The sequence below is a fragment of the Mesorhizobium metallidurans STM 2683 genome (assembly GCF_000350085.1).
GTDB lineage: Bacteria > Pseudomonadota > Alphaproteobacteria > Rhizobiales > Rhizobiaceae > Mesorhizobium > Mesorhizobium metallidurans.
This window is the reverse complement of record NZ_CAUM01000152.1, coordinates 1-24,135: the sequence shown is the minus strand read 5'-3', so window position 1 is coordinate 24,135 and position 24,135 is coordinate 1. Positions and strand designations below refer to the sequence as shown.

25 protein-coding genes, 1 tRNA gene and 2 pseudogenes are annotated in these 24,135 nt (G+C 61.6%); 11 read left to right on the top strand and 17 right to left on the bottom strand.

What is annotated here, in order from left to right; all coding sequences use genetic code 11:
* A pseudogene (locus MESS2_RS27730) lies at positions 1-224 on the top strand (ISAs1 family transposase); the annotation flags it as partial.
* 51 nt (positions 225-275) lie between these two features.
* Here the strand turns inward: MESS2_RS27730 and MESS2_RS27725 are convergent.
* Together MESS2_RS27725 and rocF are read right to left on the bottom strand one after the other, a co-directional pair.
* Complete coding sequence (locus tag MESS2_RS27725) at positions 276-1,331, bottom strand: ornithine cyclodeaminase (protein ID WP_008877918.1); 1,056 nt, start codon at positions 1,329-1,331, stop codon at positions 276-278.
* A 2-nt stretch (positions 1,332-1,333) separates the two neighbouring features.
* Positions 1,334-2,266, bottom strand: coding sequence for an arginase (rocF, locus tag MESS2_RS27720; RefSeq protein WP_040594152.1), 933 nt, complete (start codon positions 2,264-2,266; stop codon positions 1,334-1,336).
* A gap of 134 nt (positions 2,267-2,400) precedes the next feature.
* On the opposite strand from rocF, the gene MESS2_RS27715 reads away from it, so the two are divergent.
* Positions 2,401-2,841, top strand: a complete 441-nt coding sequence (locus MESS2_RS27715; protein ID WP_008877916.1) for an Lrp/AsnC family transcriptional regulator — start codon at positions 2,401-2,403, stop codon at positions 2,839-2,841.
* Between the two features lie 486 nt (positions 2,842-3,327).
* Positions 3,328-4,956, top strand: coding sequence for a recombinase family protein (locus MESS2_RS31620; protein ID WP_083918707.1), 1,629 nt, complete (start codon positions 3,328-3,330; stop codon positions 4,954-4,956).
* Here the strand turns inward: MESS2_RS31620 and MESS2_RS27700 are convergent.
* A tRNA-Met gene (locus tag MESS2_RS27700) sits at positions 4,913-4,989 on the bottom strand. The genes MESS2_RS31620 and MESS2_RS27700 overlap by 44 nt on opposite strands.
* A 312-nt stretch (positions 4,990-5,301) precedes the next feature.
* Here MESS2_RS27700 and MESS2_RS27695 point away from each other — a divergent pair.
* Positions 5,302-6,267: a Gfo/Idh/MocA family protein gene (locus MESS2_RS27695; protein WP_008877911.1), complete on the top strand. Its 966-nt coding sequence runs from the start codon at positions 5,302-5,304 to the stop codon at positions 6,265-6,267.
* Positions 6,268-6,288: 21 nt separating this feature from the next.
* On the opposite strand, the gene mnmA is transcribed toward MESS2_RS27695, so the two are convergent.
* The gene (gene mnmA, locus MESS2_RS27690) at positions 6,289-7,479 is read right to left on the bottom strand and encodes a tRNA 2-thiouridine(34) synthase MnmA (RefSeq protein WP_008877910.1); all 1,191 of its coding nucleotides are present in this window, start codon (positions 7,477-7,479) and stop codon (positions 6,289-6,291) included.
* A 273-nt stretch (positions 7,480-7,752) separates the two neighbouring features.
* Here mnmA and sciP point away from each other — a divergent pair, with 273 nt between their 5' ends.
* The gene (gene sciP, locus MESS2_RS27685) at positions 7,753-8,028 is read left to right on the top strand and encodes a CtrA inhibitor SciP (protein ID WP_006203587.1); all 276 of its coding nucleotides are present in this window, start codon (positions 7,753-7,755) and stop codon (positions 8,026-8,028) included.
* Between the two features lie 70 nt (positions 8,029-8,098).
* Here sciP and MESS2_RS27680 read toward each other — a convergent pair whose 3' ends face one another.
* Positions 8,099-8,452, bottom strand: a complete 354-nt coding sequence (locus MESS2_RS27680) for a zinc-binding dehydrogenase (protein ID WP_244440101.1) — start codon at positions 8,450-8,452, stop codon at positions 8,099-8,101.
* Here MESS2_RS27680 and MESS2_RS27675 point away from each other — a divergent pair.
* A complete protein-coding gene (locus MESS2_RS27675; protein ID WP_244440100.1) occupies positions 8,442-8,690 on the top strand; it encodes a winged helix-turn-helix transcriptional regulator in 249 nt (82 codons plus the stop codon). The two genes, MESS2_RS27680 and MESS2_RS27675, sit on opposite strands and share 11 nt — an antisense overlap.
* Positions 8,691-8,764: 74 nt before the next feature.
* Here the strand turns inward: MESS2_RS27675 and MESS2_RS27670 are convergent, their stop codons facing one another.
* Positions 8,765-9,142 (bottom strand): hypothetical protein, encoded by a 378-nt coding sequence (locus MESS2_RS27670; protein WP_008877907.1) that lies wholly within the window; start codon positions 9,140-9,142, stop codon positions 8,765-8,767.
* Positions 9,143-9,594: 452 nt separating this feature from the next.
* Between MESS2_RS27670 and ctrA the strand changes: the two genes are divergently transcribed.
* Complete coding sequence (ctrA, locus tag MESS2_RS27665) at positions 9,595-10,290, top strand: response regulator transcription factor CtrA (protein WP_006203583.1); 696 nt, start codon at positions 9,595-9,597, stop codon at positions 10,288-10,290.
* A gap of 78 nt (positions 10,291-10,368) precedes the next feature.
* Here ctrA and MESS2_RS27660 read toward each other — a convergent pair whose 3' ends face one another.
* Both MESS2_RS27660 and chpT read right to left on the bottom strand, forming a co-directional pair.
* Positions 10,369-10,737, bottom strand: coding sequence for a response regulator (locus MESS2_RS27660; protein ID WP_040594154.1), 369 nt, complete (start codon positions 10,735-10,737; stop codon positions 10,369-10,371).
* Between the two features lie 279 nt (positions 10,738-11,016).
* Positions 11,017-11,646: a histidine phosphotransferase ChpT gene (gene chpT / locus MESS2_RS27655; protein WP_040594151.1), complete on the bottom strand. Its 630-nt coding sequence runs from the start codon at positions 11,644-11,646 to the stop codon at positions 11,017-11,019.
* 393 nt (positions 11,647-12,039) lie between these two features.
* Between chpT and MESS2_RS27650 the strand changes: the two genes are divergently transcribed.
* Positions 12,040-12,576, top strand: a complete 537-nt coding sequence (locus MESS2_RS27650; RefSeq protein ID WP_244440102.1) for a DUF1134 domain-containing protein — start codon at positions 12,040-12,042, stop codon at positions 12,574-12,576.
* Between the two features lie 144 nt (positions 12,577-12,720).
* Entirely contained in the window at positions 12,721-13,881 is a 1,161-nt protein-coding gene (locus tag MESS2_RS27645; protein WP_008877902.1) for a coiled-coil domain-containing protein, read from the top strand.
* A gap of 31 nt (positions 13,882-13,912) precedes the next feature.
* Here the strand turns inward: MESS2_RS27645 and MESS2_RS27640 are convergent, their stop codons facing one another.
* From MESS2_RS27640 to MESS2_RS27620, 5 genes are all read right to left on the bottom strand, one after another.
* Positions 13,913-14,716, bottom strand: coding sequence for a TrmH family RNA methyltransferase (locus tag MESS2_RS27640; protein ID WP_008877901.1), 804 nt, complete (start codon positions 14,714-14,716; stop codon positions 13,913-13,915).
* A gap of 177 nt (positions 14,717-14,893) precedes the next feature.
* Positions 14,894-15,232, bottom strand: coding sequence for an ArsR/SmtB family transcription factor (locus MESS2_RS27635; protein ID WP_008877900.1), 339 nt, complete (start codon positions 15,230-15,232; stop codon positions 14,894-14,896).
* A 169-nt stretch (positions 15,233-15,401) separates the two neighbouring features.
* A complete protein-coding gene (locus tag MESS2_RS27630; RefSeq protein WP_040594153.1) occupies positions 15,402-16,163 on the bottom strand; it encodes a HugZ family pyridoxamine 5'-phosphate oxidase in 762 nt (253 codons plus the stop codon).
* 169 nt (positions 16,164-16,332) lie between these two features.
* Entirely contained in the window at positions 16,333-17,094 is a 762-nt protein-coding gene (locus MESS2_RS27625; protein WP_008877897.1) for a 3-hydroxyacyl-CoA dehydrogenase, read from the bottom strand.
* A gap of 31 nt (positions 17,095-17,125) precedes the next feature.
* The gene (locus MESS2_RS27620; protein WP_008877896.1) at positions 17,126-17,662 is read right to left on the bottom strand and encodes a GNAT family N-acetyltransferase; all 537 of its coding nucleotides are present in this window, start codon (positions 17,660-17,662) and stop codon (positions 17,126-17,128) included.
* A 273-nt stretch (positions 17,663-17,935) separates the two neighbouring features.
* Here MESS2_RS27620 and MESS2_RS27615 point away from each other — a divergent pair.
* Positions 17,936-18,924, top strand: a pseudogene (locus MESS2_RS27615) (glutathione S-transferase family protein).
* Position 18,925: 1 nt separating this feature from the next.
* Here the strand turns inward: MESS2_RS27615 and MESS2_RS27610 are convergent.
* Positions 18,926-19,426, bottom strand: coding sequence for an NUDIX domain-containing protein (locus MESS2_RS27610; protein ID WP_008877894.1), 501 nt, complete (start codon positions 19,424-19,426; stop codon positions 18,926-18,928).
* Positions 19,427-19,479: 53 nt separating this feature from the next.
* Here MESS2_RS27610 and MESS2_RS27605 point away from each other — a divergent pair, with 53 nt between their 5' ends.
* Complete coding sequence (locus MESS2_RS27605; protein ID WP_008877893.1) at positions 19,480-20,400, top strand: metallophosphoesterase family protein; 921 nt, start codon at positions 19,480-19,482, stop codon at positions 20,398-20,400.
* On the opposite strand, the gene MESS2_RS27600 is transcribed toward MESS2_RS27605, so the two are convergent.
* The 3 genes from MESS2_RS27600 to MESS2_RS27590 all read right to left on the bottom strand — a co-directional run bounded on the left by MESS2_RS27600 (position 20,390) and on the right by MESS2_RS27590 (position 23,853).
* Positions 20,390-21,013 (bottom strand): hypothetical protein, encoded by a 624-nt coding sequence (locus MESS2_RS27600; RefSeq protein WP_008877892.1) that lies wholly within the window; start codon positions 21,011-21,013, stop codon positions 20,390-20,392. The two genes, MESS2_RS27605 and MESS2_RS27600, sit on opposite strands and share 11 nt — an antisense overlap.
* 136 nt (positions 21,014-21,149) lie before the next feature.
* Positions 21,150-21,953, bottom strand: a complete 804-nt coding sequence (locus MESS2_RS27595; RefSeq protein WP_008877891.1) for an alpha/beta fold hydrolase — start codon at positions 21,951-21,953, stop codon at positions 21,150-21,152.
* Between the two features lie 121 nt (positions 21,954-22,074).
* Positions 22,075-23,853: a tetratricopeptide repeat protein gene (locus MESS2_RS27590; RefSeq protein ID WP_008877890.1), complete on the bottom strand. Its 1,779-nt coding sequence runs from the start codon at positions 23,851-23,853 to the stop codon at positions 22,075-22,077.
* Positions 23,854-24,135 lie beyond the last annotated feature (282 nt).

Below are 24,135 nucleotides of genomic sequence, written 5' to 3'. Positions count from 1 at the left end.
CCCACTGGGGCGTCGAGAACCGTGTGCACTGGCGCCTCGATGTCGTCATGAACGAGGATCAGGACAGGAGCCGATTGGGCAACGGTCCAAACAACCTCGCCGTTTTGCGCCACATGGCCATCAACGTGATGCAGAAAGACCCCACCAAAGGCTCCTTGCACGGTAAGTTCAAGCGCGCCGCTTGGGACGACACCTACCTCGCTCAGCTCCTGGCCCTATTTTGAAATGCGATCACCCTCGGCAGGACGGCGGATGCTGTTTTTGGGCGAGCCTTGTTATGCTGCCGGCTGCATCGCCGCCCTCAGCAGCATGCCGAACAAATCTCGTGGCTCATCCGGATCGGCGAGCAAGTCGAGTTCCTCATAGAGGCCAGTCGCTTGCAGTTGGTCACGCACATAGCGTAGCGCTGAAAAATCCTCGATGGCGAAGCCGACCGAATCGAACAGCGTGATCTGCTTGGCGTCTCTGCGACCTTGGGCCTTGGCGGCGATCACTTGCCAGAGCTCGGTCACCTGATGGTTGGGATCCAGCTGCTGGATCTCGCCTTCGATGCGTGTCTGTGGCGGGAACTCGACGAAGATGTCGGAGCGCAGCAGAATGTCCTTGTGCAGTTCGGTCTTGCCGGGGCAATCGCCGCCGACGGCATTGATGTGGACGCCGGAACCGACCATGTTGTCGGTGAGAATGGTGGCGCACTGCTTGTCGGCGGTAACCGTCGTGATGACCCCGGCACCTTCAACCGCTTCCTGCCCGGTTTCGCAGATGGTGATGTCGAACCCCATACCAGCCAGGTTCTTCGCGCATTTCCGCGAGGCGGATCGGTCGATGTCGTAGAGCCTGAGCCGATCGATTCCGGTCAGCGCCTTGAAGGCGATTGCCTGGAATTCCGATTGGGCGCCATTGCCGATGATGGCCATGGTGCGCGCGCCGCGTGGTGCCAGATACTTGGCCGCGACAGCCGACGTAGCGGCTGTGCGCAGCGCGGTCAGGATGGTCATTTCGGTGAGCAGCATCGGGTAGCCGCTGCCGACATCGGCGAGTACGCCGAAGGCGGTGACCGTCTGCAGGCCCTGGCGCATGTTCTTTGGATGGCCGTTGACATATTTGAAGCCATAGAGGTGCCCATCGCTGGTCGGCATCAACTCGATGACGCCGTCATGGCTGTGCGAGGCGATGCGTGGCGTTTTGTCGAAAAGCTCCCAGCGACGGAAGTCTTCCTCGATGTAGCCGGCGAGCTCGGTCAGGAAGCGCTCGACACCGATGGCAATCACCAGCTTCATCATGCGGTCGACGCTGACGAAGGGGACGATGTTCAGCTTAGCCGTGGTCATGATCAAAGGCTCCCGGAATGGCTGCGAGTCGGGCGGTCCATGATGCGGCGGCCCATCAGGCTCGCCGTCAGGTCGACCATCAGCGTTGCGGTTCGGCCGCGCTCGTCGAGGAACGGGTTCAACTCGACCAGATCCAGACTGGAAACGAGGCCGCTGTCGGACAGCATCTCCATCACCAGATGCGCCTCGCGGAACGTCGCGCCACCGGGAACCGTAGTACCGACTGCCGGCGCAATCGAGGGGTCGAGGAAGTCGACGTCGAGGCTGACATGCAGCAGCCCGTCTTCATCAGACACGCGCGCAAGGAAGGCACGCAGCGGCGGCGCGATGCCGTGCTCGTCGATGGCGCGCATGTCGTGAACGGTCACGCCCGCCTGGTTGAGCGCGCTGCGCTCGGCCGGGTCGACACTGCGCAGGCCCATGGTGCAGATACGCGTCGGATCGACCGCTGCCGGCAGATCCGGAAAATAGCCACGGAAACCCGGCTGGCCGCTGGCATAAGCGAGCGGAACACCGTGCAGATTGCCGCTGGCGGTGGTGTCGAGCGTGTGGAAGTCCGGATGCGCGTCGAGCCACAGCACGAACAGCGGTCGCCCGCTCTCGGCGGCGCGGCGGGCGAGGCCCGACACGGTCCCGGCCGAGATCGAATGGTCGCCGCCGAGAAAGATCGGCATCGCGTCCTCGCTCGCTGCATAGGCGGCCGCGGCAATAGCGGATGTCCAGGCCGATATCTCAGGCAGGGCCTTCAGCGCCAGGTTGCCATGCACGACGCGCCTTGCCGGAGTGGCCTGGACGGCGCCCAGGTCCTCAACAGTGTGACCGAGACCGGACAACACCTCAACAAGTCCAGCGGTCCTCAGCGCACTCGGCCCCATCTCGCATCCCATTCTGCCAGCGCCGTCCTGCACCGGCGCCCCGACGATTCTGCAACGCATTGTTTTTCCTGATGCCCAAGTTCGAATGGCCGGGAGGAGATCATGGCGAGCCGGCGATATGAACAGGTAGAATTGGCAATCCGGAAAGCATTGTTTATCGTAGCGGCGGCGAAACTGATCAAAATGGTAACCCGATGGATGCGCTGGACGAACGGCTCGTGACCTTGCTGCGGCATGATGCGCGTCGCAGCGTGTCGGACCTTGCCGTCGATCTCAGCGTCTCGCGCGCCACGGTCAGGGCGCGTATGGAGCGGCTGCAACGATCCGGCGAGATCATCGGCTACACGGTGGTGCTGCGCGCCGACGCCGTCGATCAGCGCATCCGCGGTATCATGCTGGTCGAGATTGAGGGCCATGCCGCCGACCGCGTGGTCCGGGCACTGGGCGGCTTCCCCGAAGTCTCGACCATCCATACCACCAATGGCCGCTGGGATCTGGTGGTCGAGCTCGGGACCGCCTCACTGCCCGATTTCGATGCTGTGCTGCGCCGCATCCGACTGATAGCAGGCATAACGGGCAGCGAAACCAGCCTGCTCCTGGCGACCCCGCGTACGACGCGGGCACGACTGACTTAAATCCGATCAAGGCCTAAAGTCGCCGCTCTTGCCGCTCCCAGCAGCCAAGCGAGGCGCCACCGCCCAGGTGCCGGCCCAGGGCCGTCCATGATTGGACGCTCTCTTTTCCTTCGTGACAGGTTCAGCGAGAGCAACCGGTCAGACGGGCAGATTTCCGAATAGCACGCCATGCTATCCGTTTCTGCGACGGGCCGGTTTGCCTGCTTCTGTCAGCTCCCGAATGAATACATCTTGCTAGGTATGGAGAAAAATCGCGATTTCGGTCGGCTTGAAGGAGCTCACGCATCCTGCGGAAAGCTGTCCGCGTGTTCAGCAAGTCCACCGCCATTCTCCTCCCGTACCGAGCACTGCCCGCAATGGTTGTGAAATCCCACAAACGGGCCTTGCGCCGTGTGCCCGATAGAGCGATTCTGCGCCTTGCAAGCGCTCTCGCGCGCCAAGCCGCCCGCGAGGACCACGCGCGTCAACAGGCCGAGAAACCACATCATGAATCGAGCCGCGATATACGCACGTTTCTCAACCGATCTTCAGAATGAACGATCAATAGACGATCAACTAACGCTCTGCCGAACTTACGCTGAGCGTCAGGGTTTGGACGTTGTTGCAACGTTTGACGATCGAGCTCGCTCCGGCGGTTCCGTGATGGGACGCGATGGTTTGCTCCACCTGATGGATAAAGCTCGTGAGCACGAATTCGATGTGCTCGTTGTGGAGGCCCTTGATCGGCTCTCCCGCGACATGGAAGACCTTGCTGGCATTCACAAGCGCCTTTCATTTCTCGGTATCGAAATTCGTGCCGTCCACGAGGGCGTGGTGAACACGGTCTTGGTCGGACTTCGCGGTCTTGTTGGGCAACTCTATCGGGAGGACATTGCCCACAAAGTCCGTCGGGGGCAGGCCGGCCGAGTCAATAAGGGGCTCCATGCCGGTGGATTAACCTATGGCTACTCGTATGTGCTTGGCGACCCTGGAAAGCGGCTAATCGCTGAGGACGAAGCGGAGATCGTGCGTCGCATCTTCAGGGAGTATGTCGATGGACAGACCCCACGCGACATCGCCCACAATCTCAATAGCGAAAGCATACCGGCCCCACGTGGTCGAGCGTGGAATGCCTCAACCATCAATGGAAATGCGCAGAGAGGAACGGGGCTGCTTCATAATGAGCTTTATGCTGGCCGCTTGGTCTGGAACAGGGTCAGAATGATCAAGGATCCTGATACGGGGAAACGTGTCTCGCGTCCGAATCCCAAGGGTGAATGGCGAATAGTCGAAGTACCCGATCTTGCGATTGTTTCGTCCGACCTGTTCGACGCAGCACACGCGCGGAAGAAGGCGCGCGCAACCACCCATCCAAGCCATCAGCGCCGACCACGGCATATGTTGGCGGGGCTTCTGAGGTGCGGCGCCTGTGGTGCGGGAATGTCGTCAAAAGGCATGGACAAGTCCAAGCGCATTCGCATCCGCTGTTCCGCCGCGACAGAAAGCGGAACATGCGCTGATCCTAAGACCTTTTATTTGGATACGGTCGAAACTGCCGTTCTGAACGGGCTTACCGCCGAGTTGCGTCATCCTGAAGTGATTGCCCAGTACGTCCAGACCTACCACGAAGAACGGAAGCGCTTGGCAGCCGACACCGATGCCAGGCGCACTCGTTTGGAGCGACGGCTTGAAGAACTATCTCGGGAGATTGAGCGGCTGGTTAACGCCATTGCCAAGGGCCACGGTGACCCAGCCGTACTGGGACCGCAATCAACAACACTGAATGAAGAGCGTAAGTGCATTTTGGCAGAGTTGGATCGGGTGCCCGCCGCGACCGGAGTGATCGCGCTGCATCCTGCGGTGCTGGCGCGCTACGAGGAACAGCTGAACCAGCTTCAGACAGGGCTTGCCAAGGGCATTGCTTCTGGCGATTCCGAATGTGCAGAAGCGATGCGGGACTTGATCGAAACCGTCACGGTGTTTCGGGATCCATCGAGGATCGGCGGGATCGAAGTCGAAATCACTGGGCGGCTAACGGCACTCTTGGGCGAGGGTGCCTTCCCCCACGGCGTCAAAGGAGTGGGGGGAATGGTGGTAGCGGGAGAGGGACTTGAACCCCCGACCCCAGGATTATGATTCCCGTGCTCTAACCAACTGAGCTACCCCGCCAGGGCGGCGAAAGGCCCGAAATCCGCCTTAAATCGAAAGGCATGTCGAGGCGTTCGCCAAGGTCGCGCGGATATAAGGTTGGGACACCAAGCCTGTCAAGCATCGATGCAGCCGGCATGCCGACATATCCAATCGCATCGGCGATGCGAGGATTCAAAGCCTTGAGACGCGTACTTCGTGCGTCCAAATGGACGCACGTCGCCCTAACGGCCGAAATGCTTTGCCGGGCAGGCATTTGAGCTGAGCTATCGGGGTTGAGTTCGACGAGGCACGTCGCTATGTCTCGGCCACGAAAGTCATGGTCTGAAATTGATGAAACCGCGCATTGCAGTCCTCGGTTGCGGATACTGGGGCAGCAACCACATCCGCACCCTCAAGGCGCTCGGCGCGCTGCATGCAGTTTCGGACGTCAACCCTGCCCGTGCCGAAGGGTTCGCCAGCGAGCAGGATTGCCTGGCGATCGAGCCCGAGGCGCTGTTTGCCCGCAAAGACGTCGATGCCATCGTCATGGCGCTGCCGCCGCAATTCCACGCCGACATGGCGGTGCGGGCCGTCAGGGGCGGCAAGGATGTGCTGGTGGAAAAGCCGATCGCGCTGACGGTGGCCGATGCCGAGCGCTCGGTAAAGGCAGCGGCCGACAATGGCCGTGTCTTCATGGTTGGCCATGTGCTGCGCTTTCATCCCGCTTTCGAGACGCTTAAGGCGCTGATCGACAATGGCGAGCTCGGCGAGGTGCGCTACATCCACTCGCACCGGCTCGGGCTCGGCAAGTTCCATACCGAGAACGACGCGCTGTGGGATCTGGCGCCGCACGATCTGTCGATGATCCTGGCCATCACCGGCTCGGAACCGGTCGAGGTGCGCGGCGAGGGGGCCGCCCTGCTCGACAGGCTCAGCGACTTCGCACATCTGCACATGCGCTTTCCCAACGGCTTGCGCAGCCATCTCTTCACCTCGCGGCTCAATCCCTACCGCGAGCGGCGGCTGACCGTGGTCGGCACCAAGGCGATGGCGGTGTTCGACGATGTCGAGCCGTGGGAGCGCAAGCTCGCCGTCTACCGCCACGCGGTGTGGCAGGACAGCGGGCAATGGGCCTTCACCGCCAATGAGCCGTCCTATGTGGCGGTCGGCGAGGGCATGCCGTTGACGCGCGAGCTGGAGCATTTCATCCAGTGTATCGAGACTCGGGCGGAACCCCGCACCAGCGGCGAGGAAGCCATCAGGGTGCTGCGCATCCTGACCGCCGGCACGGTCGCCCATACCGGCTCGCCTTCCTGAGAGAAAATTGCTGTCGTTGCCCTATTCGGCGGGAACCTGCGCTGGCCGGGCGGCAAGCCGGTTCAGCATCGCCTCGGCCTCGGCGCCGCGCTCGGAACGCTCGATGAAGCCGCCGCCGAACACGCGGGCCTCGTTGCCGTCGTCGGAATAGAGCACGCAGGCCTGGCCCGGCGCGATGCCGGACTCACCGTCGGCCAGCTCGACAAAGGTGCTGCCGGCGCGATGATGCAGCACGGCCGGGCGCGGTGGACGCGTCGAGCGGACCTTGGCAAACAGCTCCAGCCCGGCCGCCGGAATGTCAGCGAGCTGCCCGTCGCCCAGCCAGTTCATGTTGCGAAGATAGATCTTGTGCGTCTCCAGCGCCTCGCGCGGACCAACGACGACGCGGGCGCGATCGGCATCGAGATGGACGACGTAGAGCGGCTCGCCCGAAGCAATGCCGATGCCGCGGCGCTGGCCGATCGTATAACGCAAAATGCCCTCATGGCGGCCGAGCACGCGGCCGTCGATATGGACGATGTCGCCCGGATTGGCTGCGGCCGGCTTCAGCTTGGCGATGATGTCGGAATATTTGCCCTGCGGCACGAAGCAGATGTCCTGGCTGTCCTGCTTGGCGGCGACGTTAAGCCCCATTTCCTCGGCAATGGCGCGCACCTGCGGCTTTGACAGGCCGCCGAGCGGAAAGCGCAGATAGTCGATCTGCGCCTGGGTGGTGGCGAACAGGAAATAGCTCTGGTCGCGATCCGCGTCGACCGGCCGGTACAAAGCGCGATGTGCGCCGTTGGCGCCGGAGCGGATATAGTGGCCTGTGGCCAGCGCGTCGGCGCCGAGCTCCTTTGCGGTCGCTAGAAGATCGGCGAACTTCACCGTCTGGTTGCAGGAGACGCAAGGGATCGGCGTTTCGCCGGCCACATAGCTCTCGGCGAACGGGTCGATCACCGCCTTGCGAAAGCGCTCCTCGTAATTGAGCACATAATGCGGAATGCCGAGCGTCTCGGAAACGCGGCGGGCATCGTCGATATCCTGACCGGCGCAGCAGGAGCCGGCCCGGTGCGTTGCCGCGCCATGATCGTAGAGCTGCAGCGTAACGCCGACGACATCATAGCCTTCGCGCTTCAAAAGACCGGCGACAACAGACGAATCGACGCCGCCCGACATGGCAACGACGACGCGGGTGTTTTGCGGGCTTTCGGGAAGGTCGAGGCTGTTCATGGTTCTTTCGTTCTGCGCGGCGCCCGATTGACGGCGCTTGAATGCCAATGGCCGGAATATAGGTCAAGCAGTTCGGGTGCGCCAGCTTTGCGGCGGTGCCGATTTTTTGCGAGCAAATTCCGTGCTTGCCGGCGGATATCTCAAATGCCGAGGAAAAGACTAACGCGGCGTTCATGATCCTTACCTAGCTATTAGGGTTCGCTTAGGCAATTTTTAAAGCTGTGGCGGTAATGTGGTGGGGATTGGGTCTTTGAGTTTTTAGTAGAGAGTACGATGACCGATCTAGTTAGACCGCGAGTCAAATATGTTATCGGGCCAGACGGCAGCCCTCTTACGATCGCCGATCTGCCGCCGACGAACACACGCCGCTGGGTTATCCGGCGCAAGGCGGAAGTGGTCGCCGCGGTGCGCGGCGGACTTTTGAGCCTTGAAGAAGCCTGCCAGCGCTACAAGCTGACCACCGAGGAATTCCTGTCCTGGCAGGCATCGATCGATGAATACGGCCTTGCCGGGCTGCGCACGACGCGCATCCAGCAATATCGCCATTAAATTGATTCGAGAGCGATGAAAGGCGCGGCAATCCGCGCCCTTTTTGTTTTGCCGGAATGATTCTCCCGCATCAGGCCGCTAGTGCCACCTTGCCGATCGGCCTGGTGCCGAGAAAGGCATGCGCGGCGCCGGCCTCTTCGAGCGGAAAGACCTTCGCCACGTGAACGGCAAGCTTTTTCGCGTCAACCAGTTTGGCAAGCTCGACAAGGCCGTCGCGATCGGGCACGACAGACATGCGTTCGGCCCGGATACCTCGTGTCTTGGCCTCCTCCCTGGCGGCATCGCTGACATTGAGCAGCGACACCAGCACGCCGCCGGGCTTGAGCACCTTCAGCGAGCGCTGGGCATGGTCGCCACCCACCGTTTCCAGGATGGTTTGCGCCTTGCGCCGCGGCCGGCTGCGCAACGGCGAGTTGGCGCGCAAGCTCGAAGGCATCACGCCGAAAATGCTGACGCAGACGCTGCGCGTCCTTGAGCGCGACGGCCTGGTGCGACGTGAGATCTTCCCAGTCATCCCGCCGCGGGTCGAATATGAACTGACCGAGCTCGGCCAAAACCTGGCGGGGCTGCTCAGTCAGATAAGGGCCTGGTCGGAGCAGCATGCCCCTGACATCAAGGATGCCCGCGCGCGGACGGTCGCGAGACAGGATTTGGTGGCCTGAAACTGACACCTCCCTGGCGGGTGGCGGTGTCCGATGGTCAATGCCGCGTGTCGATCGGGTCTGGAGCCTTGTTTTCAGCCGATCATGGCGCTGCGGGTGCCGGTCTCGGCCTCGCGGATCTTGGTGTCGCGCGATTCGAGCATTTCCGCCTTGGAGAGCTCCGCTTCGGCTTCGCCGAGCAGTGATTCGGCGATGCTTCGCTGCTGGGCGAGATCGCTTTGCGAATTTCTGAGATTGTCGCGACGCAAGCGCGCCGCCTTGGCGAAGGTCGGATAGGCAAAATGGTTGATGTCGGTGATGCCAGCCTTCTTTTCCTCGGCAGTGATCTGAAGTTCCAGTTCGACAGCCATGCGCTCGAATTCGGCGATCATCATGTCGAGTTGCAGCAGCTGCCGCCGCTTCTCGTTCACCTGAAACTGCTTCAGTCGAACGAGGTTTTCACGTGACTTCATGATTCGGTACTCCTGGAAACGCACACCTGCACATATCGTCGAATCCGCTTCGGCACGCCGAGGCTTCACCCGTTTCCACCGGCTTTCCCGGCACTATGGGAAACAAACCCCTAAAGTTTTTTGCCGGCGGTAACCATTCGTTTACGGGCATTGTTAATCATACGGGTCAGGACTTAAGGCCGGGTAAAAATTCCGGTCCTCGGCTGGGAAGCGTGGCCAGCGAGTCCCTGGAGTCACTTAGTCTGGCTTATTAATGTGTTGCATTAGCGGTTTGGTTCTGTGATTCATCATTAGATTCAACAAGGTGTAGAAAGGGGTTAAAAAATCTGATACCGTCATCAGCACGGAATTAGGTTTTGTTAACCATTCGATGGCAGCCTCTGCTCTAGGCAATCACTGCTCCGGTCCTGGACGGGTCGTGAAATGGTCCGGCAGCAGAAAAGGGGAATGAAATGCGTGTTCTGCTGATTGAAGATGACAGTGCAACCGCACAAAGCATCGAGCTGATGCTGAAATCGGAAAGTTTCAATGTCTATACGACCGACCTTGGCGAAGAAGGTGTCGATCTAGGCAAGCTCTACGACTACGACATCATCCTTCTCGACCTCAATCTTCCCGACATGTCTGGATATGAAGTCTTGAGAACACTTCGTCTTTCCAAGGTGAAGACGCCGATCCTGATCCTCTCCGGCATGGCCGGCATCGAGGACAAGGTGCGCGGCCTCGGCTTCGGCGCCGACGACTACATGACCAAGCCGTTCCACAAGGATGAACTGGTTGCCCGCATTCACGCCATCGTGCGGCGTTCCAAGGGCCATGCCCAGTCGGTCATCACCACCGGCGACCTGGTGGTCAACCTCGACGCCAAGACCGTCGAGGTCGGCGGCCAGCGCGTGCATCTGACCGGCAAGGAATACCAGATGCTGGAACTGCTCTCGCTGCGCAAGGGCACCACGCTGACGAAGGAAATGTTCCTCAACCACCTTTACGGCGGCATGGACGAACCGGAACTGAAGATCATCGACGTCTTTATCTGCAAGCTGCGCAAGAAGCTCGACGCCGCTTCGGGCGGCCAGAATTACATCGAGACGGTCTGGGGCCGTGGCTATGTGTTGCGCGAACCCGAGGATATCCGCGTCAGCGCCTGAGGGTCTCTTTCGATTGGCTTCCGACAAAACCCGGCCTCTGCCGGGTTTTTCTTTGGACGAGCCATTCGTGAGTTGGTGTCAGGCGGCGATTTTCAAGTTGCGGAAGCATTCGAGCAGTTGCGGTCGATTGAACGGCTTCAGCAGATAGCCTTGAGCGCCGGCGCGCTTTGCCTTCATGATCGCCGCGACCTCGACCTCAACCAGCGAAATCAGGATCTGGGGCTGTACCGGGCTTGCCATGGCACGCACGCGGCGGATGACGTCCACCGCCTGCATATCCGGCAAGGCGCCATCGACGATGATGATATCCGGCATATCGGCTGCGCACATTTCGATCGCGTCAAACCCGCTGGCGGCTTCAATGACCAGCATGTCGGGACCACCCAGGATGCGCTTTGCAACCTTCCTGATGACGCTCGAATCGTCGATGAACATGCAGCGTTTCATTTCCGGGCCTTCTTTGCCGGCGGCGTCGCGGGGGGCTGAGAGGCACCATAGGTCAATCCGGTAAAGAAGCCGAAAAGCCATTGGGTAAAATTTTTGTAAAGGCGCTATTTACATGATCTTCTTCGTCGATACTTCAACTTTGTAAGATGGCGAAATCTTTCCGCGACGACATCAGGTATTGTTGGGAAATTTCATTATCTGTGCTTTCCGCTGGCCAATGACCCCCAATCACAGGTTCGGAAGAGGATCATGCATCCGAGGGCTGTGGTGCAGGAAGTTTCAGGCTGCCGAGAGCACGATTTCTTCCGCAGTTGCGTGGATCGATATCGTCATGTTGGCCTCGCGCGCCAGGAGCAGCGTGTAATAGGGCTGCACCGAATGCGCGTCGATCGGTTCCTCGGGCCTGTGGCCGGAATGGAGTTCGAGGAACTTCGGCGGCACGCGCAGCATCGGACCGCTCGCGGCCAGAGCAAAGCGCGGCTCGGCGTCGAGGTTCTCAAGCGTAACCACAAGCTTGCCGCCTCGCGGGATGGCGCCGTTGGCGACGAGAATGAGATTGAGCAGCAGCTTGACCTTGTTCTTGGGCAACAGTGCACGGCTTCCGTTCCAGACCAGTTCCGGCTTCTCGTTCTTGAGGAAGGCGATGGCAACGGCTTCCGCGTCCCCAGTGTCGATCATCATGCCGGCAGAACCGGCCGCGCCGAAGGCGATACGGGCGAATTGCAAGCGGGCCGAAGCATTCCTGGCGCTCTGGCGAATCAGCTTCATGGCATCTTCGTCGGCGCCGCCTTCATCGAGCAGTTCGAGCCCGTTGTTTATGGCGCCGACCGGCGAAATGATGTCGTGGCAAACCCGGCTGCACAAAAGCGCCGCGAGATCGGGTGCGGAAAGGGTGAAAAGCTCGGCCATCAGCGAAAGTCCCTGCAAAATTTCACAACCAATGGCCGGGCGATCGACGATCACGCCTGTCCACACGAATCACGCTCGCTCACAGGCTTTCTGAATACACAGCGCTTGTGCGTGCATCAACAAATCCAGAATTGCCGTGATAGAAAATGGTGTGTTCACGCAAGTGGATGCGCGGGCGCGCCAAACCAGCCCGAAACCAGCCTTCGAACCGCCATCTTCATGTGAAAGCTTAATGGTTGAAAAAGAATTACGGCATAGTTTGTCCGTAACAGTCATCCTTAACGGCCGCCAAAGAGCCGCACGGATGCGAGGCGTCGGCAAAAGTGCTCCCTGACGGAGATTGGAAGCATGTTTTCCCGATTCTACGACCGGAACTTTTTCCGTGTCCTCGCAATGACGATCGCTCTCATGGGCCTTGTCGTTCTTTCCCCCTCGGCTTCGCGAGCCCAGGAATACACCGCTCAGGAGATCGTTGATTCCGGTCACAAATTCTTCGGGGCGACATCGGGCGGGCTCGCCACCGTCGTCGAGAAGATCTTTGCCTCCTACGGCTTGCCTAACGGCTATCTGCTCGGCGAGGAGGGGTCCGGCGCGCTGATCGGCGGCCTGACCTATGGCGAAGGCACGCTCTACACCAAGAATGCCGGCGATCACAAAGTGTTCTGGCAAGGGCCGTCGCTTGGCTGGGATTTCGGCGGCGAGGGCTCGCGGGTGATGATGCTGGTCTATAACCTCGATGATGTGAACAGCCTCTACAATCGTTTCGGCGGCGTTGCTGGCTCGGCCTATGTCGTGGCCGGCGTCGGCTTCAACGTCATGAAGAACAACAATATGCTGCTGGTGCCGATCCGTACCGGCGTTGGCGCTCGGCTCGGTGTCAATCTCGGTTACCTCAAGCTTACCCAGCGGGCGACCTGGAATCCGTTCTGAGCAGGCGCTTGCATCATCTCGATCGGACCTTGGGTCCGCGATCCGAACAGTGCCGCGGCAGACCTTGCCGCGGCACTGGAATTCCGTCATGCGAACGTGGCACAATTGCCTGCGGTTGTTTGCCATCCATAACGGATAGTCACCTTGGTTCAGTCGATCCTGTTCTTTGTCCTCGGCTTTCTCTGCGCCGGCTTTCTGGCGCTGATGATTGCCCCGGCGGTCTGGCGGCGGGCCGTGGCGCTGACGCGTAAACGCGTCGAGGGTTCGATGCCGCTGACGCTGGCCGAGATCCAGGCGGACAAGGACCGCGTCCGGGCCGAGTTCGCCATGTCGACGCGCCGGCTCGAAATGAGCGTGAAGTCGTTGCGCGAGAAATCAGCCGAACAGCTTGTCGAAATCGGCCGTGGCCGCGAGACCCTGAAGGGCCTGGAAATCGAGCGGAAGGACAAGAAACAGGCCCTTTTGGAGCTCGAAGCCAAGAGTGAGGAACTGCGGCAGCGCGAAGACCAGTTGCAGGTTCTGACGGATCGGCTTGCCCAAACCGAGCGTGTGTTGGAAAAGCGCGCGCTCGAGCTGGAAAAGCTGGAGCATATGTATGATGACGCCAGTTTTTCCTCCAGCAACCGCCAGATCGAACTGGTGGCGCGCGAATCCGAGTTGCAGAAGCTGGCGAGTGACATTTCGTTGCTGCGCGGCCAGCGCAAGGAAGCAGACCGGCGCCACCAGGAAATCGTGGCCGAAAGCAAGGCCGTGCGAGACGCGTTGAGAACCGAGAAGAAAAGGACCGGCGAACTGGACAAGAAGGTCGAGCGCCTGCTCGCCACGCTTGCCGATCGCGAGGACAAGCTTGACCGCCGCGAAAAGGAGATTGCGCGGCTTCGCGAAAAGAAAGGCGAAGGCAACACGTCCCCGCTGCGTCTTGTCAGTCCGGCAGGCGATCCCGCTGGTGCGGCCGGCAAGGGTGACGAGATCGAAAAGGCAATCGCCAAGCTCGATGCCGACCGCGAGCGGCTGGAAGCCAGGCTGACGGCGCTGGCCCGCGAGAACAGGCGGCTGAAGACGGATCTTGCCGCCGTCGAAGGAGCCAAATCCGAAGGCGGCGATGCGCGCCGCAACGGCGCGGCGCTGCGCGATCAGATGAGCGACCTGGCGGCGCAAGTCGTCGCCCTGACGGCAAAGCTCGACGGGCCGGAGTCGCCGATTGCCAAGGTGCTTGCGGCGCCTGAGAAAGCGCGGTCGGGAAATGGCGAACGCAGCCTTGCCGACCGGGTGCGGGCGCTGCAGAAGGCTGCTTTGACGAATTGAAACCCGGACGATGGAAGCCATCGTCTGCTGCTCATCTCCTGCTTGCGGAAAAATGATGCAGCGCGATGGCTGACGCCGCGGCGACATTCAGGCTGTCGAACCCCTCGGCCATGTCGATCCGTACAGTCCGCAGGCGGGCAAGCAGGCTTTCGGGCAGGCCTTCACCCTCGGTGCCGAGATAGAGCGCCAGCCGCTCTGCCCTTTTTGCAGCACGGATTTCGGTTTGCCCGCGCGGCGACAGAGCAAGCTGGTCGAAGCCCTGGCGGTCGAGCGCGGCAATGAAGCCGCCGGTGTCTGCGAAGGAGGTGAAGGGCACTTTCAGCGCGGCGCCGACCGAGACACGGATCGCCTTACGGTACAGCGGATCGCAGCAGGTCGTGTCCAGAAACACGGCATCGGCACCGAAAGCGGCGGCGTTGCGAAAGACGGCGCCCATATTGTCATGATTGGCGATGCCGACCAGCACGACGATCAACGAGCGCGCGGGCAGGCCGCCGAGCAAGGCCTCTGCAGATTGTACCGCGGCCTTGCGGCCGATCGCCAATATGCCGCGATGCATGTGGAAGCCGGCAATCCTGTCCATGATCCCGCCGGCCGTGACGTAGACCGGCAGGTCCACGGGCGCCTTGCGCAGGATTTCGCCGAGGCCGGCCAACCGGTTTTCGAGTACCAGCACCGATTCGGCAGAAAAGCGCCCGGTGGAGAGCAGCATGTCCAGCACGACCTTGCCTTCGGCAACGAATCGGCCTTGCCGGCCCGCAAGATCGCGCTCGCGTATGTCCAGATAGGCAGCGACGCGCGGATCCCCTGGATCGTCGATACGGATAGGGTCCATGCGCACCTCGTCAGATTCGCATCGGCCCGAAAATCGGAATCGATTTTTGTTGCGCTGACCTTCGGTTCGGAAAGCACGATGCGAGGACTCAAAGTCTTAGAACGTACTTTGTGCGTCCAAGTAGACGCACGTCGCTCTAAAAAGCATCAGCGACGTAGGAACGATTGGACTTTCCGGTCAAGTCCCGGCGCGGCGCAGCCGAAAGGCCATCTGCGACAGCTCGCCTTCGCCGAAAATCCCGTCCAGCATGGTGAGAAGCTCGCGTACGGCCTCTGATTTGCAGGAGTAGTAGATCATCTGCCGGTCGCGGCGGGTCTCGACCAGATCGAGGGCCCGCAATTTGGCCAGATGCTGCGACAGGGCGGACTGGCTGAGCAGGACCTTTTCGGCAATGGCGCCGACCGACATTTCACCGTCGGCGAGATAGCTCATGATCAACAGCCGTTTCTCGTTGCCCATCAGCGTCAGAAAAATGGCCGCCGATTCGGCGTTGGCGATTAGCTTTGTCGAGACCATCGATCCCCCATGCCTTCCTGCTCATCCGACACTATGGGGGCAATAGCGTCTGATTCCATAGACTCACCGAATATGCGCTGGCGATTCAACGCTAGCGGGAAGGGTAGAACATTTCGCTCAAATCTCAAGGCTTGCTTTCGGTCCGACGCGATTAACTGTGAAGCTGTGTCTAATTCGCCGCCCGGCCGGTCTTTGCCATGTCGACCAAGACCTGGCGCAACTCCCGCGCAGCCTGCAATGGCTCGGGAAAAAAGACCCGGCAGACATCGTCGCCCGATGCCATATCCATGCCGTCGGCATCGAAGCCGGTGACGACCCAATCGCCGCCGGCGGCCTTGGCGAAATGGTCGGCATAGATGGCAATTGCATCGCGATGGTCGGCGTTCATATGGTCAAGGGCGGATTGTTCGCCAGCGGCGAGTTCCTCGACGATCGGTGCGGTGGTGACAAGATCGGCGCGGTCGAGCAAATAAGCCTTGCCGAAGCCGCCATTCAGGCTGGCTCGCTCGGGCTCGAGGCGGAAGATAGAGAAGTCGCCAAGCCCGGCATAGAGTTTCGCCTTGGGGTTGCGATTGAGATAGCGCCGCTGCGCGCGGGCGTGCTCACCAGATCCGCGCTCGAGCCGCACCGCCCGGCAGACCAGGGTGATTCGCGGGTGCGCCAACGGATCGCCCTTGCCGGGTTCGCCCACTAGCAGAGAACAGCGCGGGTCGGCCAGGATCGCGCCGGCATGGGCGGACAGCGTCGAGACGAGGATCAGCGGCGTGCCGTCGATATCGGTCGCCACGCCAACCCTGCTGGCCAGCGGCGAACCGGTCCCCGGCTCGATCACCGCAAGTGCGCCGAAACGGGCACTGCGGATCAGCGTCTTGGCCAGCCTGATCGCCTCGGCGTCCGTCTCGCGGATCACGTCCTTCTTTTGCTCGGTCAAAACGCTCACCGCGGCAAGTTGATTTTTGTCATCCACTTATCAGACGACGAGCCCAATATGGCAATAGAGCGGGATGCATTTGGATTGAAAGGGCATCCCGCTCTATCTGTTTGTTTTAGCCGCATTTGTGCGACACCAAATGATGCCACTTGGCCGCAAAATGCTCTGGCTATTTCGGGGCCATGCGGATGGCGCCGTCGAGACGGATGGTCTCGCCGTTCAGCATCTGGTTTTCGACGATGTGCAGCGCAAGTGCCGCATATTCGGAAGGCTCGCCCAGGCGGGATGGGAAGGGCACCGCGGCGCCCAGCGAATCCTGCACTTCCTGCGGCATGCCGGCCATCATCGGCGTCTTGAAGATGCCGGGCGCGATGGTGCAGACGCGGATGCCTGAGCGGGCAAGGTCGCGCGCCACAGGCAGCGTCATGCCGACGACACCGCCCTTGGAAGCGGAATAGGCTGCCTGGCCGATCTGACCATCATAGGCGGCGACCGATGCCGTGTTGACGATGACGCCGCGCTCGCCGCCTGGCAACGGCTCGAGTTTGGCGGTCCGGTCGGCGACAAGGCGGATCATGTTGAACGTGCCGATCAAATTGACATCGATCACCTTGCGGTACTGGTCGAGCGGATGCGGACCTTCCTTGCCGATCGTCTTGATGCCGATGGCGATGCCGGCGCAGTTGACTAGGATGCGCGGTCCGCCGAGCTTTTCCGCCACTTCCGCCACGGAAGCGGCACCGCTCTCGGCATTGCTCACATCGCATTGGATGGCGATGCCGCCGATGTCGGCTGCCACCTTCGCCGCCCGTTCGATTCCGAGGTCGAGGATGGCAACGCGAGCGCCCTTTGCAGCCAGCGCGCGCGCCGTTGCCTCGCCGAGGCCGGAACCGCCACCGGTGACGATCGCAATCTGGCCGTTCGGGTTCATCTCGGTGTCCTCCACCTAAAGCGCGTCATAGTCATGCCATCACGGCGACATGCTCGGTAATCTTCGCCTGATCGGCGTGGCGGACTTCTCCCGCCAGCCTTGTCACCGCGCCCGGCGTGATCTCATGCGCCAAAAGCCGGTCAAGATCGACTGGACGCGGCATGGAGATTTGCCCGCGCGGGATTCTCTTGAAGCCGAGCGGGCCGTAATATGGCTCATCCCCGACAAGCACCACGGCTGACACGCCGGCCTTGGCTGAGGCCTCCAATGCGATCGCCACAAGACGGCGGCCGATGCCGAGATTCTTGAAGGCCGGCTGTACCGCGAGCGGTCCGAGCATCAGCGCGCGGCCGGCGCCGGCCGCGATGCGCGTCATGCGCACCGAGGCAATGACGGTATCGCCATCGACAGCGACGAAGGAGAGGGAGCGTTCGTGCGGACCGCCCTCACGGATCTTGTAGGCGGCCAGCACGAAACGGCCAGGCCCGAAGGCCTCGTCGTTGATGGCTTCGATTTCGGGGTCATGCGCCGGAGTTTCCGGCAGGTATCTTACGTCGGCAAGGCTCATGGTCTTTGCGTTCCGATACGGGGAAAGGTTTGCTGCAAACGGCAGCGTTCGCCAGTCAGCGCTACATCAAGCGCGGGCGCCCTTTCGTCGTCGGTCAAACCGGATCAAAGCAAAGTCGAACATGCGGATTGTCCGCTAGCATCAATTTTCAGCCGCTGCAATCGGCCGTTTTCGTCCACCGCTTCACCCAGGTGACGGTCTGTTCAGCACATGACGACTTCGGTGCCGCCGCCTTGCACCTAAATGGTTGTTGAGGACGCAAGGAGATTTCGCATGGGATTGCTGGTCGAAGGCAGGTGGCATGATCGCGGGTATGAGACCGCGGACAGTGGCGGCAGGTTCGTGCGGGCGCAGTCGCAATGGCGCGATTGGGTCACTCGCGACGGCGCGCCGGCCGAGGGCCGCAAGCGTGGTTTCAAGGCCGAGCCCGGTCGCTACCATCTCTATGTCTCGCTTGCCTGTCCCTGGGCGCACCGGACGCTGATCTTTCGCGCGCTGAAGAGGCTCAAGGACGTGATTTCCGTCTCGGTCGTCCACCACTTCATGGGCGCCGACGGCTGGACGTTCCTGGCCGAGGACGGCGCCACCGGCGATAGGCTCTACGGCCTCGATTTCCTGCATCAGATCTATACCAGGGCCGACGCTGTCTATTCCGGCCGGGTGACGGTGCCGGTGCTGTGGGACAAAAAAGAGCAGACCATCGTCTCCAACGAATCCTCCGAAATCATCCGGATGCTCAATTCCGCCTTCGACCAATGGGGCGACGCCAGCCTCGATTTCTATCCGCAGACGTTGCGCGGCGAGATCGACAGGGTCAATGCGCTGGTCTATCCCTCCGTCAACAATGGCGTCTATCGCGCCGGCTTCGCCACCACGCAAGCGGCATATGAGGAAGCCTTTGACGATCTGTTCTCCGCACTCGACACGCTGGAGGACCGCCTGTCGCAACAGCGTTATCTCGTCGGTAACCGCATCACCGAGGCCGACTGGCGGCTGTTCACCACGCTGGTCCGCTTCGATCGGTCTATGTCGGTCATTTCAAGTGCAATCTGCGCCGCATCGCCGACTATCCGAACCTGTCGAACTATTTGCGCGATCTCTATCAGGTGCCGGGCGTCTCGGGCACGGTGAACCTGCACCACATCAAGGCGCACTATTACGGCAGCCATGAAACCATCAATCCGACGCGCATCGTGCCGGTCGGACCGGAGCTCGACCATGGCGCGCCGCATGATCGCGCGCGGTTCAGGAAGGCGGCGTGACCTACCAGTAGGGCGAGGGCTGTTCGCCGCCAAAAATCTCGGCGATCCGCCGCAACGTGGCTGGTGTGGTTCCCTCGGGCAGACGGTCGAGCGGAAAGAAACCGGCTTCGGCGATCTCGTGGTCCGGCAGCTTCGGCGCGGTCTGGCTGAACCCTTCGATCAGGTACAGGCCGACGTGATCGCGGCGGCTGGCCCGGCGGTTGAAATGCATCGACTTCAGCAGCGGCGGCGCGCTGAGCGCAATGTTGCCCTCCTCGGCGAGTTCGCGCACAAGCGCTTCAACCAGCGTCTCGCCGAGCTCCACGCCGCCGCCCGGAAGCTGCCAGCCCGGGACATAGGTGTGGCGGATGAGAAAGACGGAATTGGAGGCGCGATCGTGGACCAGGCCGCGCACGCCGAGCGTCATTGGCCGCCGCAGCACGAAGTACAGGTGGAACAGCCTTGCCCTGAAACCCGGCCAACCGGTCTGGCGAAAGGCCTGTTGCGGATCGGACCGCTTCATCAACCACGAAACCGTGGGTGGAAAGCGGCGCGCGCGTCGCATATGAAGGAAGGATGTTCAGGCTCGCGCATATTTCCGATATCCATCTGGGACCGCTCCCCGATGTAACCTATCGCGATCTCGCCTCCAAGCGCGTGGTCGGCTACGTCAACTGGCAGCGCAACCGCCGCCGCCACATGCGCGACGCCGTCATCGACACGATCGTCACCGACATGCAGGCCAGCGGGGCGGATCACCTCGCCGTCACTGGCGATCTGGTCAATCTGGCGCTCGACGGTGAGATCGAGATGGCCAAGCATTGGCTGGAGACGCTGGGCTCGCCGCATGATGTGTCGGTCGTACCCGGCAATCACGACGCCTATGTGCCGGGCGCCTTCGACAAGGCCTGCCGGTCATGGGCAGCGTGGATGACCGGCGACGGCGTCAATACTCCGGTGGACCGCAACGCCTTTCCCTATCTGCGCGTGCGCGGCGACATCGCGCTGATCGGTGTGACCACGGCGCGTGCCACGGCTCCGTTCATGGCCAACGGCTTCTTTCTGGAAGGTCAGGCCGAAAGGCTGCGCGGTGTGCTCGATGCGACCGCCAAGCGCGGGCTGTTCCGCGTTATCATGATCCATCACCCGCCGGTGCGCGGCGCGGTTTCGCAGCCCAAGCGGCTGTTCGGCATCGCCCGCTTCAACAAGGTCGTTCATCGGCATGGCGCCGAACTCATCCTGCACGGTCATTCGCATGAGCCGACGCTGTTTTTCATTGGCGGGCGAGGCCGCAGGATACCCGTGGTCGGCGTGGCTGCCGCAGGACAGTCGCCCGGCGGCAGGCGCCCGGCAGCACAGTATAATCTGCTCGATATCGATGGCGAAGAGGGCAATTGGCGCATCAAGCTGACGCGGCGCGGCCTGACCGGGCCGGCCATCGCGCCGTCCGACCTGGAGACGCTGGAACTCGGCGCGAACGCCGAAGCTATGGTTTGAAACCCCACCCCATCGCAACGATGCGGTCCCAGAACAATACGACCGAGACAACCAGCCCGACCAGGGCGCCCGCGACGATCAATCCAAGGCCGGAGAGGAAAGCCGACCAGCCCTTGCTGCGCGGGGCGGCCTGCAAGGGTGGCTCGGCTTCCGCCACGGCAGCGCGCTTCAGGCCCGCGATGGCCTGCTCGACGCCACCTTCCAACATTCTCTGGCGTTCAACGACACGCTCCGCCACATAGCGCGTCACCTGACCGGCAACGGGTTTCATGTCGGTCGATTCGGCGAGCACGACACGGCCGATGCGCGTGTCCTTGAGAAAGCGGTAGGTGCGGCGGTCGCGCCCCATGGCGACATGGCTGACGGCATCGATCCACAGGCGCGGCTGCAGCCCGGACGATACGGCGAAGTCGAAATTGTCCATGTCCGCCGGCACGTCGGCGAAGACGGGTGCCAGTTCGGCGGCAAGCAAGTCGAGCCGCATGCGATGCGCCTCGCGCATGTCGACCACGACGTCATCGCGGTCGGCGAAGGCGTTTTTCACGTCGCGAATGGCGTCGGACAATTTTCGCGACTGATCGATCTGGGTGATGTTCTCGCCTGCGTCCTTCATCGGCGTTCGCCTCGCGGTTTGGTTAACAGCCAGTTAACACAGTCGCCGGCAAAATGCACGCTGGACCGACCTTCGAGTGGGTGACAGAGAGGTTGGCTGGTGCGTCCAGGAGGCGCTCGCCTTCGCAGCGAAGGGATCAATTCGCCGCGGCGGCAAATTTTGGCCGAAGAGGGCTGCTGCGGCGTTTCATGTTGTGGCGGACGATCTCGGCGACCAGGCCGGGCGCCTCCTCGACCAGCATATGGCCGGCCTCCATCACGTGGTGCAGGTGGAAATGCGTCGGCAGGCCATCGGCCTGGGTGAAGGGCAGCACCGCATCGTCGGACCCCCAGACCACCATCACCGGCATGGTCAGCGTCTCGAGCCGTTCTCGCGGGATGACACCTTGCCGATCGTCCCTGGTCATGGCAGCCGCGATCTCGATCAGTTTCTGCAACTGGCCAGGACGCGCACGCATGTCACCGTGGACATCCACGATACGTTCCGACGGCGGGTTTTGCGGTCCGGACATGGCGGCGAGGCAGGCACGAATTTCGTTTCTGTCGACAGCAGCGGCATGGCGGCGCAACAGCGGCCCGTTGATCTCCGTCCCAAAGCCGCCTGGGGCCAGAAGCGTCAGCGACGCTGTCTTTTCGGGTTCGGCCAACGCCATCAGCACCGCTGCCGCCCCGCCCATCGAATGGCCGACGAGATGCACTCTCCCGATTTTGCGCGCGGCGAGATCGGCAAGAACGGCGCGAGCGGCCGTCTTGGCCGTACCGCCCTCGGGGAAATCGAGCGACAGTCCGTGCCCCGGAAGATCATAGGCCAGCGTCCGTGCTCCAGATGCCAGTGTCGAAGTCACCTCGCGCCAGTCATCGCGGCAACCGCCGAAGCCATGCAGGAAGACGATCGTCTTCGGGCCGGCGCCCCGTTCGACAGCGTAAAGGGGTGGAATCATGAAAATTTATGGTGTTTTTGCAAGACGGGCGGGACAACGATTTGAAATCGTGGCTGGATTGCTCTTTGTCCAGATCCATGGCCAGTAAAATTTTCGCGATCAGGGCGCCAGCTTGGAATGGTCAGCTACCGCTGCCGATTCCGGCGGCATGCAGGGCCCCAACCAGCCGGTCGGTCAGATCCGCCGGATATCGTCTGTCGACGAATGTCGTGCGTGGATCGGCTGCGAATTTCGGGAACTTGGCGGTCAGTTCGTCGGCGAGCTCTAGCGCCAGTTGATCGCGGCCGGCGGCCTTCGCACCGATCAGCCGCGCGGCCAGATAGTGCGATTTCGTCGCCGTCGTCCGCAGCGCATCGCTGGCGATCGTGGCCCTGTTCATGTCGCCCAGCATGAATGCACCGACGAAAAGCCCGTAGTCCCACCAGGTCGGATGAGCGCTGGATATTTCGACGGCGTGAGCAAGAATTGGCGTGCCCTGGCTGTACCTGCCGGCAAAGATCAGTCCGTTGCCATAGGCGGCAGCCATGCTGAGGTCATAAGGGTTGAGCTCATATGCCTTGCGCATCCAGCGGATCGATTCCTCCGAATTGCCGAGGCGCGAGTAGAGGTAGCCATAGGCGCGATGCGCATAGGGGCTGGTCGGCCCCATCTGCGCGGCGCGATGGGCAAGCGCCATCGCCTGTTCGATTGTTGCGCCGGGGGGATAGGCGTAGTTTTTGGTGACCGCCTCGAGATGCAAGGAGGCAAGTTCGGAATAGACGAGCGACGACTTCGCACCCAGATTGACCAGGTTTTCGAGACAGCGATACGCAGCCTCATGGGTCTTGGCGCTCTGGTCGAGGTAGTATTTGTCGTTGAGCCGCAGACATTCCGTCAGGCCGTTCTGAGTGCCGCTCTCTTCGATATAATTGTAGATCGTGCCCGAGGCGGGAATGGCCGAACTCAAAATGTCGGCGACACTGTCCTCGACGGCGGAGGGCGTGCTGGCGGCGGCCGGAAGGTTGCGCGACAGCAGAACCCGTCCGGTCGCCACGCTTTGCAACTCGAGAGTGACATCGCCCGTCGTCGGTCCCGGCAGGACATCGAATATGAAACTGGTTGCGTCCGCGACCGGATCGGGTGGGCTGTCTGCGTCGCGACCGATGAGGTTGACCGTATCGAAGCCGCTAAGGCCGACGCGCAGCGACGCGGCAACGCGTGTAGCCTGGGCGCTGTTCGCCTTCACGGCGATATAGACGAGCGGAAGGGTTTCGATCGGAGGCAATGGCGCGATGCTGCCGGTCGCCACCGCATTCTCGACCGTCGACGCGGCATCGCCTCCGGCCAGCAATGCGCCGCTTCCCTGACGAAGAATCAACACGCCCAGCATGACGATGACCAGAGCGATCGCCGCCCAGAAGAACTGGAGATGGCGCCGCAGCGCGTGTCCCGGCTCGGGGGCGAGAGAGGACATGAACGATAGAGGAGGCGCGCCTATGCCGGCGCCTTCGAGCGGCCCCGGCACGGTGGCGGCCGTCTCGACATGTTCCGCCGGTTCGGGCTCGACCGGGAGGCGGATCGCGTTGAGTTCGTAGGATGGGACATAGCCGCCACGCGGAATGGCGATGCGGATCGGTTCGGCGATGCCCTCATTGGCGAAGTAGTGCTGCAGAAGCTCGCGCAGCCTGCCCGCCTGGACCCGCACCACGGCATCGGTCGACGGATCGAAATCGCCGTCCTTGCCGAAAACATCCATCGCGATGGAAAAGCCCTTGAGCCTGTCGGCTTCGCCTGCCTGCTCGCGCTCGACCAGGTAGCGAAGCAATTTACGCGCGCGCTCGGATCGCCCGAACGTCTCGCTGGCTAGCAATCGCTCCAACGTCTCGCGCACTGCGGGGGCGGCAGGCGTGGCATGCTGCAAGTGTCGATCCTTTCGAAGTCGGCACAGGTTATGTGCGCAATCATATAGCGCCTACACTGCCACACAAGCATGCATCCATTATGCGATCGCGTACCCCACCGGATAATCCCCCGGTGGTTAATGGCGTTAAGGATTGGAGCAAGACGATCCCGTCCGGGTTCATCTTGCTCCTGCCGGGGTTTCGACCGCCTAAGGCCGTTGTGTATGAACGCGCCTTAGGTTCTTGTTATGCATGTCGTTATCGCAAAACCGCTGCGCACTTTTGTGCGACATGCATTAAGG

Coding starts and splice junctions, on each gene's coding strand:
- MESS2_RS27660 (WP_040594154.1), bottom strand. CDS start 10,737: ATGAAACGCTGCATGTTCATCGACGATTCGAGCGTCATCAGGAAGGTT.
- MESS2_RS27595 (WP_008877891.1), bottom strand. CDS start 21,953: ATGATTCCACCCCTTTACGCTGTCGAACGGGGCGCCGGCCCGAAGACG.
- rocF (WP_040594152.1), bottom strand. CDS start 2,266: ATGCGTTGCAGAATCGTCGGGGCGCCGGTGCAGGACGGCGCTGGCAGA.
- mnmA (WP_008877910.1), bottom strand. CDS start 7,479: ATGAACAGCCTCGACCTTCCCGAAAGCCCGCAAAACACCCGCGTCGTC.
- MESS2_RS27620 (WP_008877896.1), bottom strand. CDS start 17,662: ATGAGCCTTGCCGACGTAAGATACCTGCCGGAAACTCCGGCGCATGAC.
- MESS2_RS27610 (WP_008877894.1), bottom strand. CDS start 19,426: ATGAAGCGGTCCGATCCGCAACAGGCCTTTCGCCAGACCGGTTGGCCG.
- MESS2_RS27670 (WP_008877907.1), bottom strand. CDS start 9,142: ATGAAGTCACGTGAAAACCTCGTTCGACTGAAGCAGTTTCAGGTGAAC.
- MESS2_RS27625 (WP_008877897.1), bottom strand. CDS start 17,094: ATGAACCCGAACGGCCAGATTGCGATCGTCACCGGTGGCGGTTCCGGC.
- MESS2_RS27640 (WP_008877901.1), bottom strand. CDS start 14,716: ATGGACCCTATCCGTATCGACGATCCAGGGGATCCGCGCGTCGCTGCC.
- MESS2_RS31620 (WP_083918707.1), top strand. CDS start 3,328: ATGAATCGAGCCGCGATATACGCACGTTTCTCAACCGATCTTCAGAAT.
- ctrA (WP_006203583.1), top strand. CDS start 9,595: ATGCGTGTTCTGCTGATTGAAGATGACAGTGCAACCGCACAAAGCATC.
- MESS2_RS27695 (WP_008877911.1), top strand. CDS start 5,302: ATGAAACCGCGCATTGCAGTCCTCGGTTGCGGATACTGGGGCAGCAAC.
- MESS2_RS27635 (WP_008877900.1), bottom strand. CDS start 15,232: ATGGTCTCGACAAAGCTAATCGCCAACGCCGAATCGGCGGCCATTTTT.
- chpT (WP_040594151.1), bottom strand. CDS start 11,646: ATGGCCGAGCTTTTCACCCTTTCCGCACCCGATCTCGCGGCGCTTTTG.
- MESS2_RS27715 (WP_008877916.1), top strand. CDS start 2,401: ATGGATGCGCTGGACGAACGGCTCGTGACCTTGCTGCGGCATGATGCG.
- sciP (WP_006203587.1), top strand. CDS start 7,753: ATGACCGATCTAGTTAGACCGCGAGTCAAATATGTTATCGGGCCAGAC.
- MESS2_RS27605 (WP_008877893.1), top strand. CDS start 19,480: ATGTTCAGGCTCGCGCATATTTCCGATATCCATCTGGGACCGCTCCCC.
- MESS2_RS27650 (WP_244440102.1), top strand. CDS start 12,040: ATGACGATCGCTCTCATGGGCCTTGTCGTTCTTTCCCCCTCGGCTTCG.
- MESS2_RS27600 (WP_008877892.1), bottom strand. CDS start 21,013: ATGAAGGACGCAGGCGAGAACATCACCCAGATCGATCAGTCGCGAAAA.
- MESS2_RS27725 (WP_008877918.1), bottom strand. CDS start 1,331: ATGACCACGGCTAAGCTGAACATCGTCCCCTTCGTCAGCGTCGACCGC.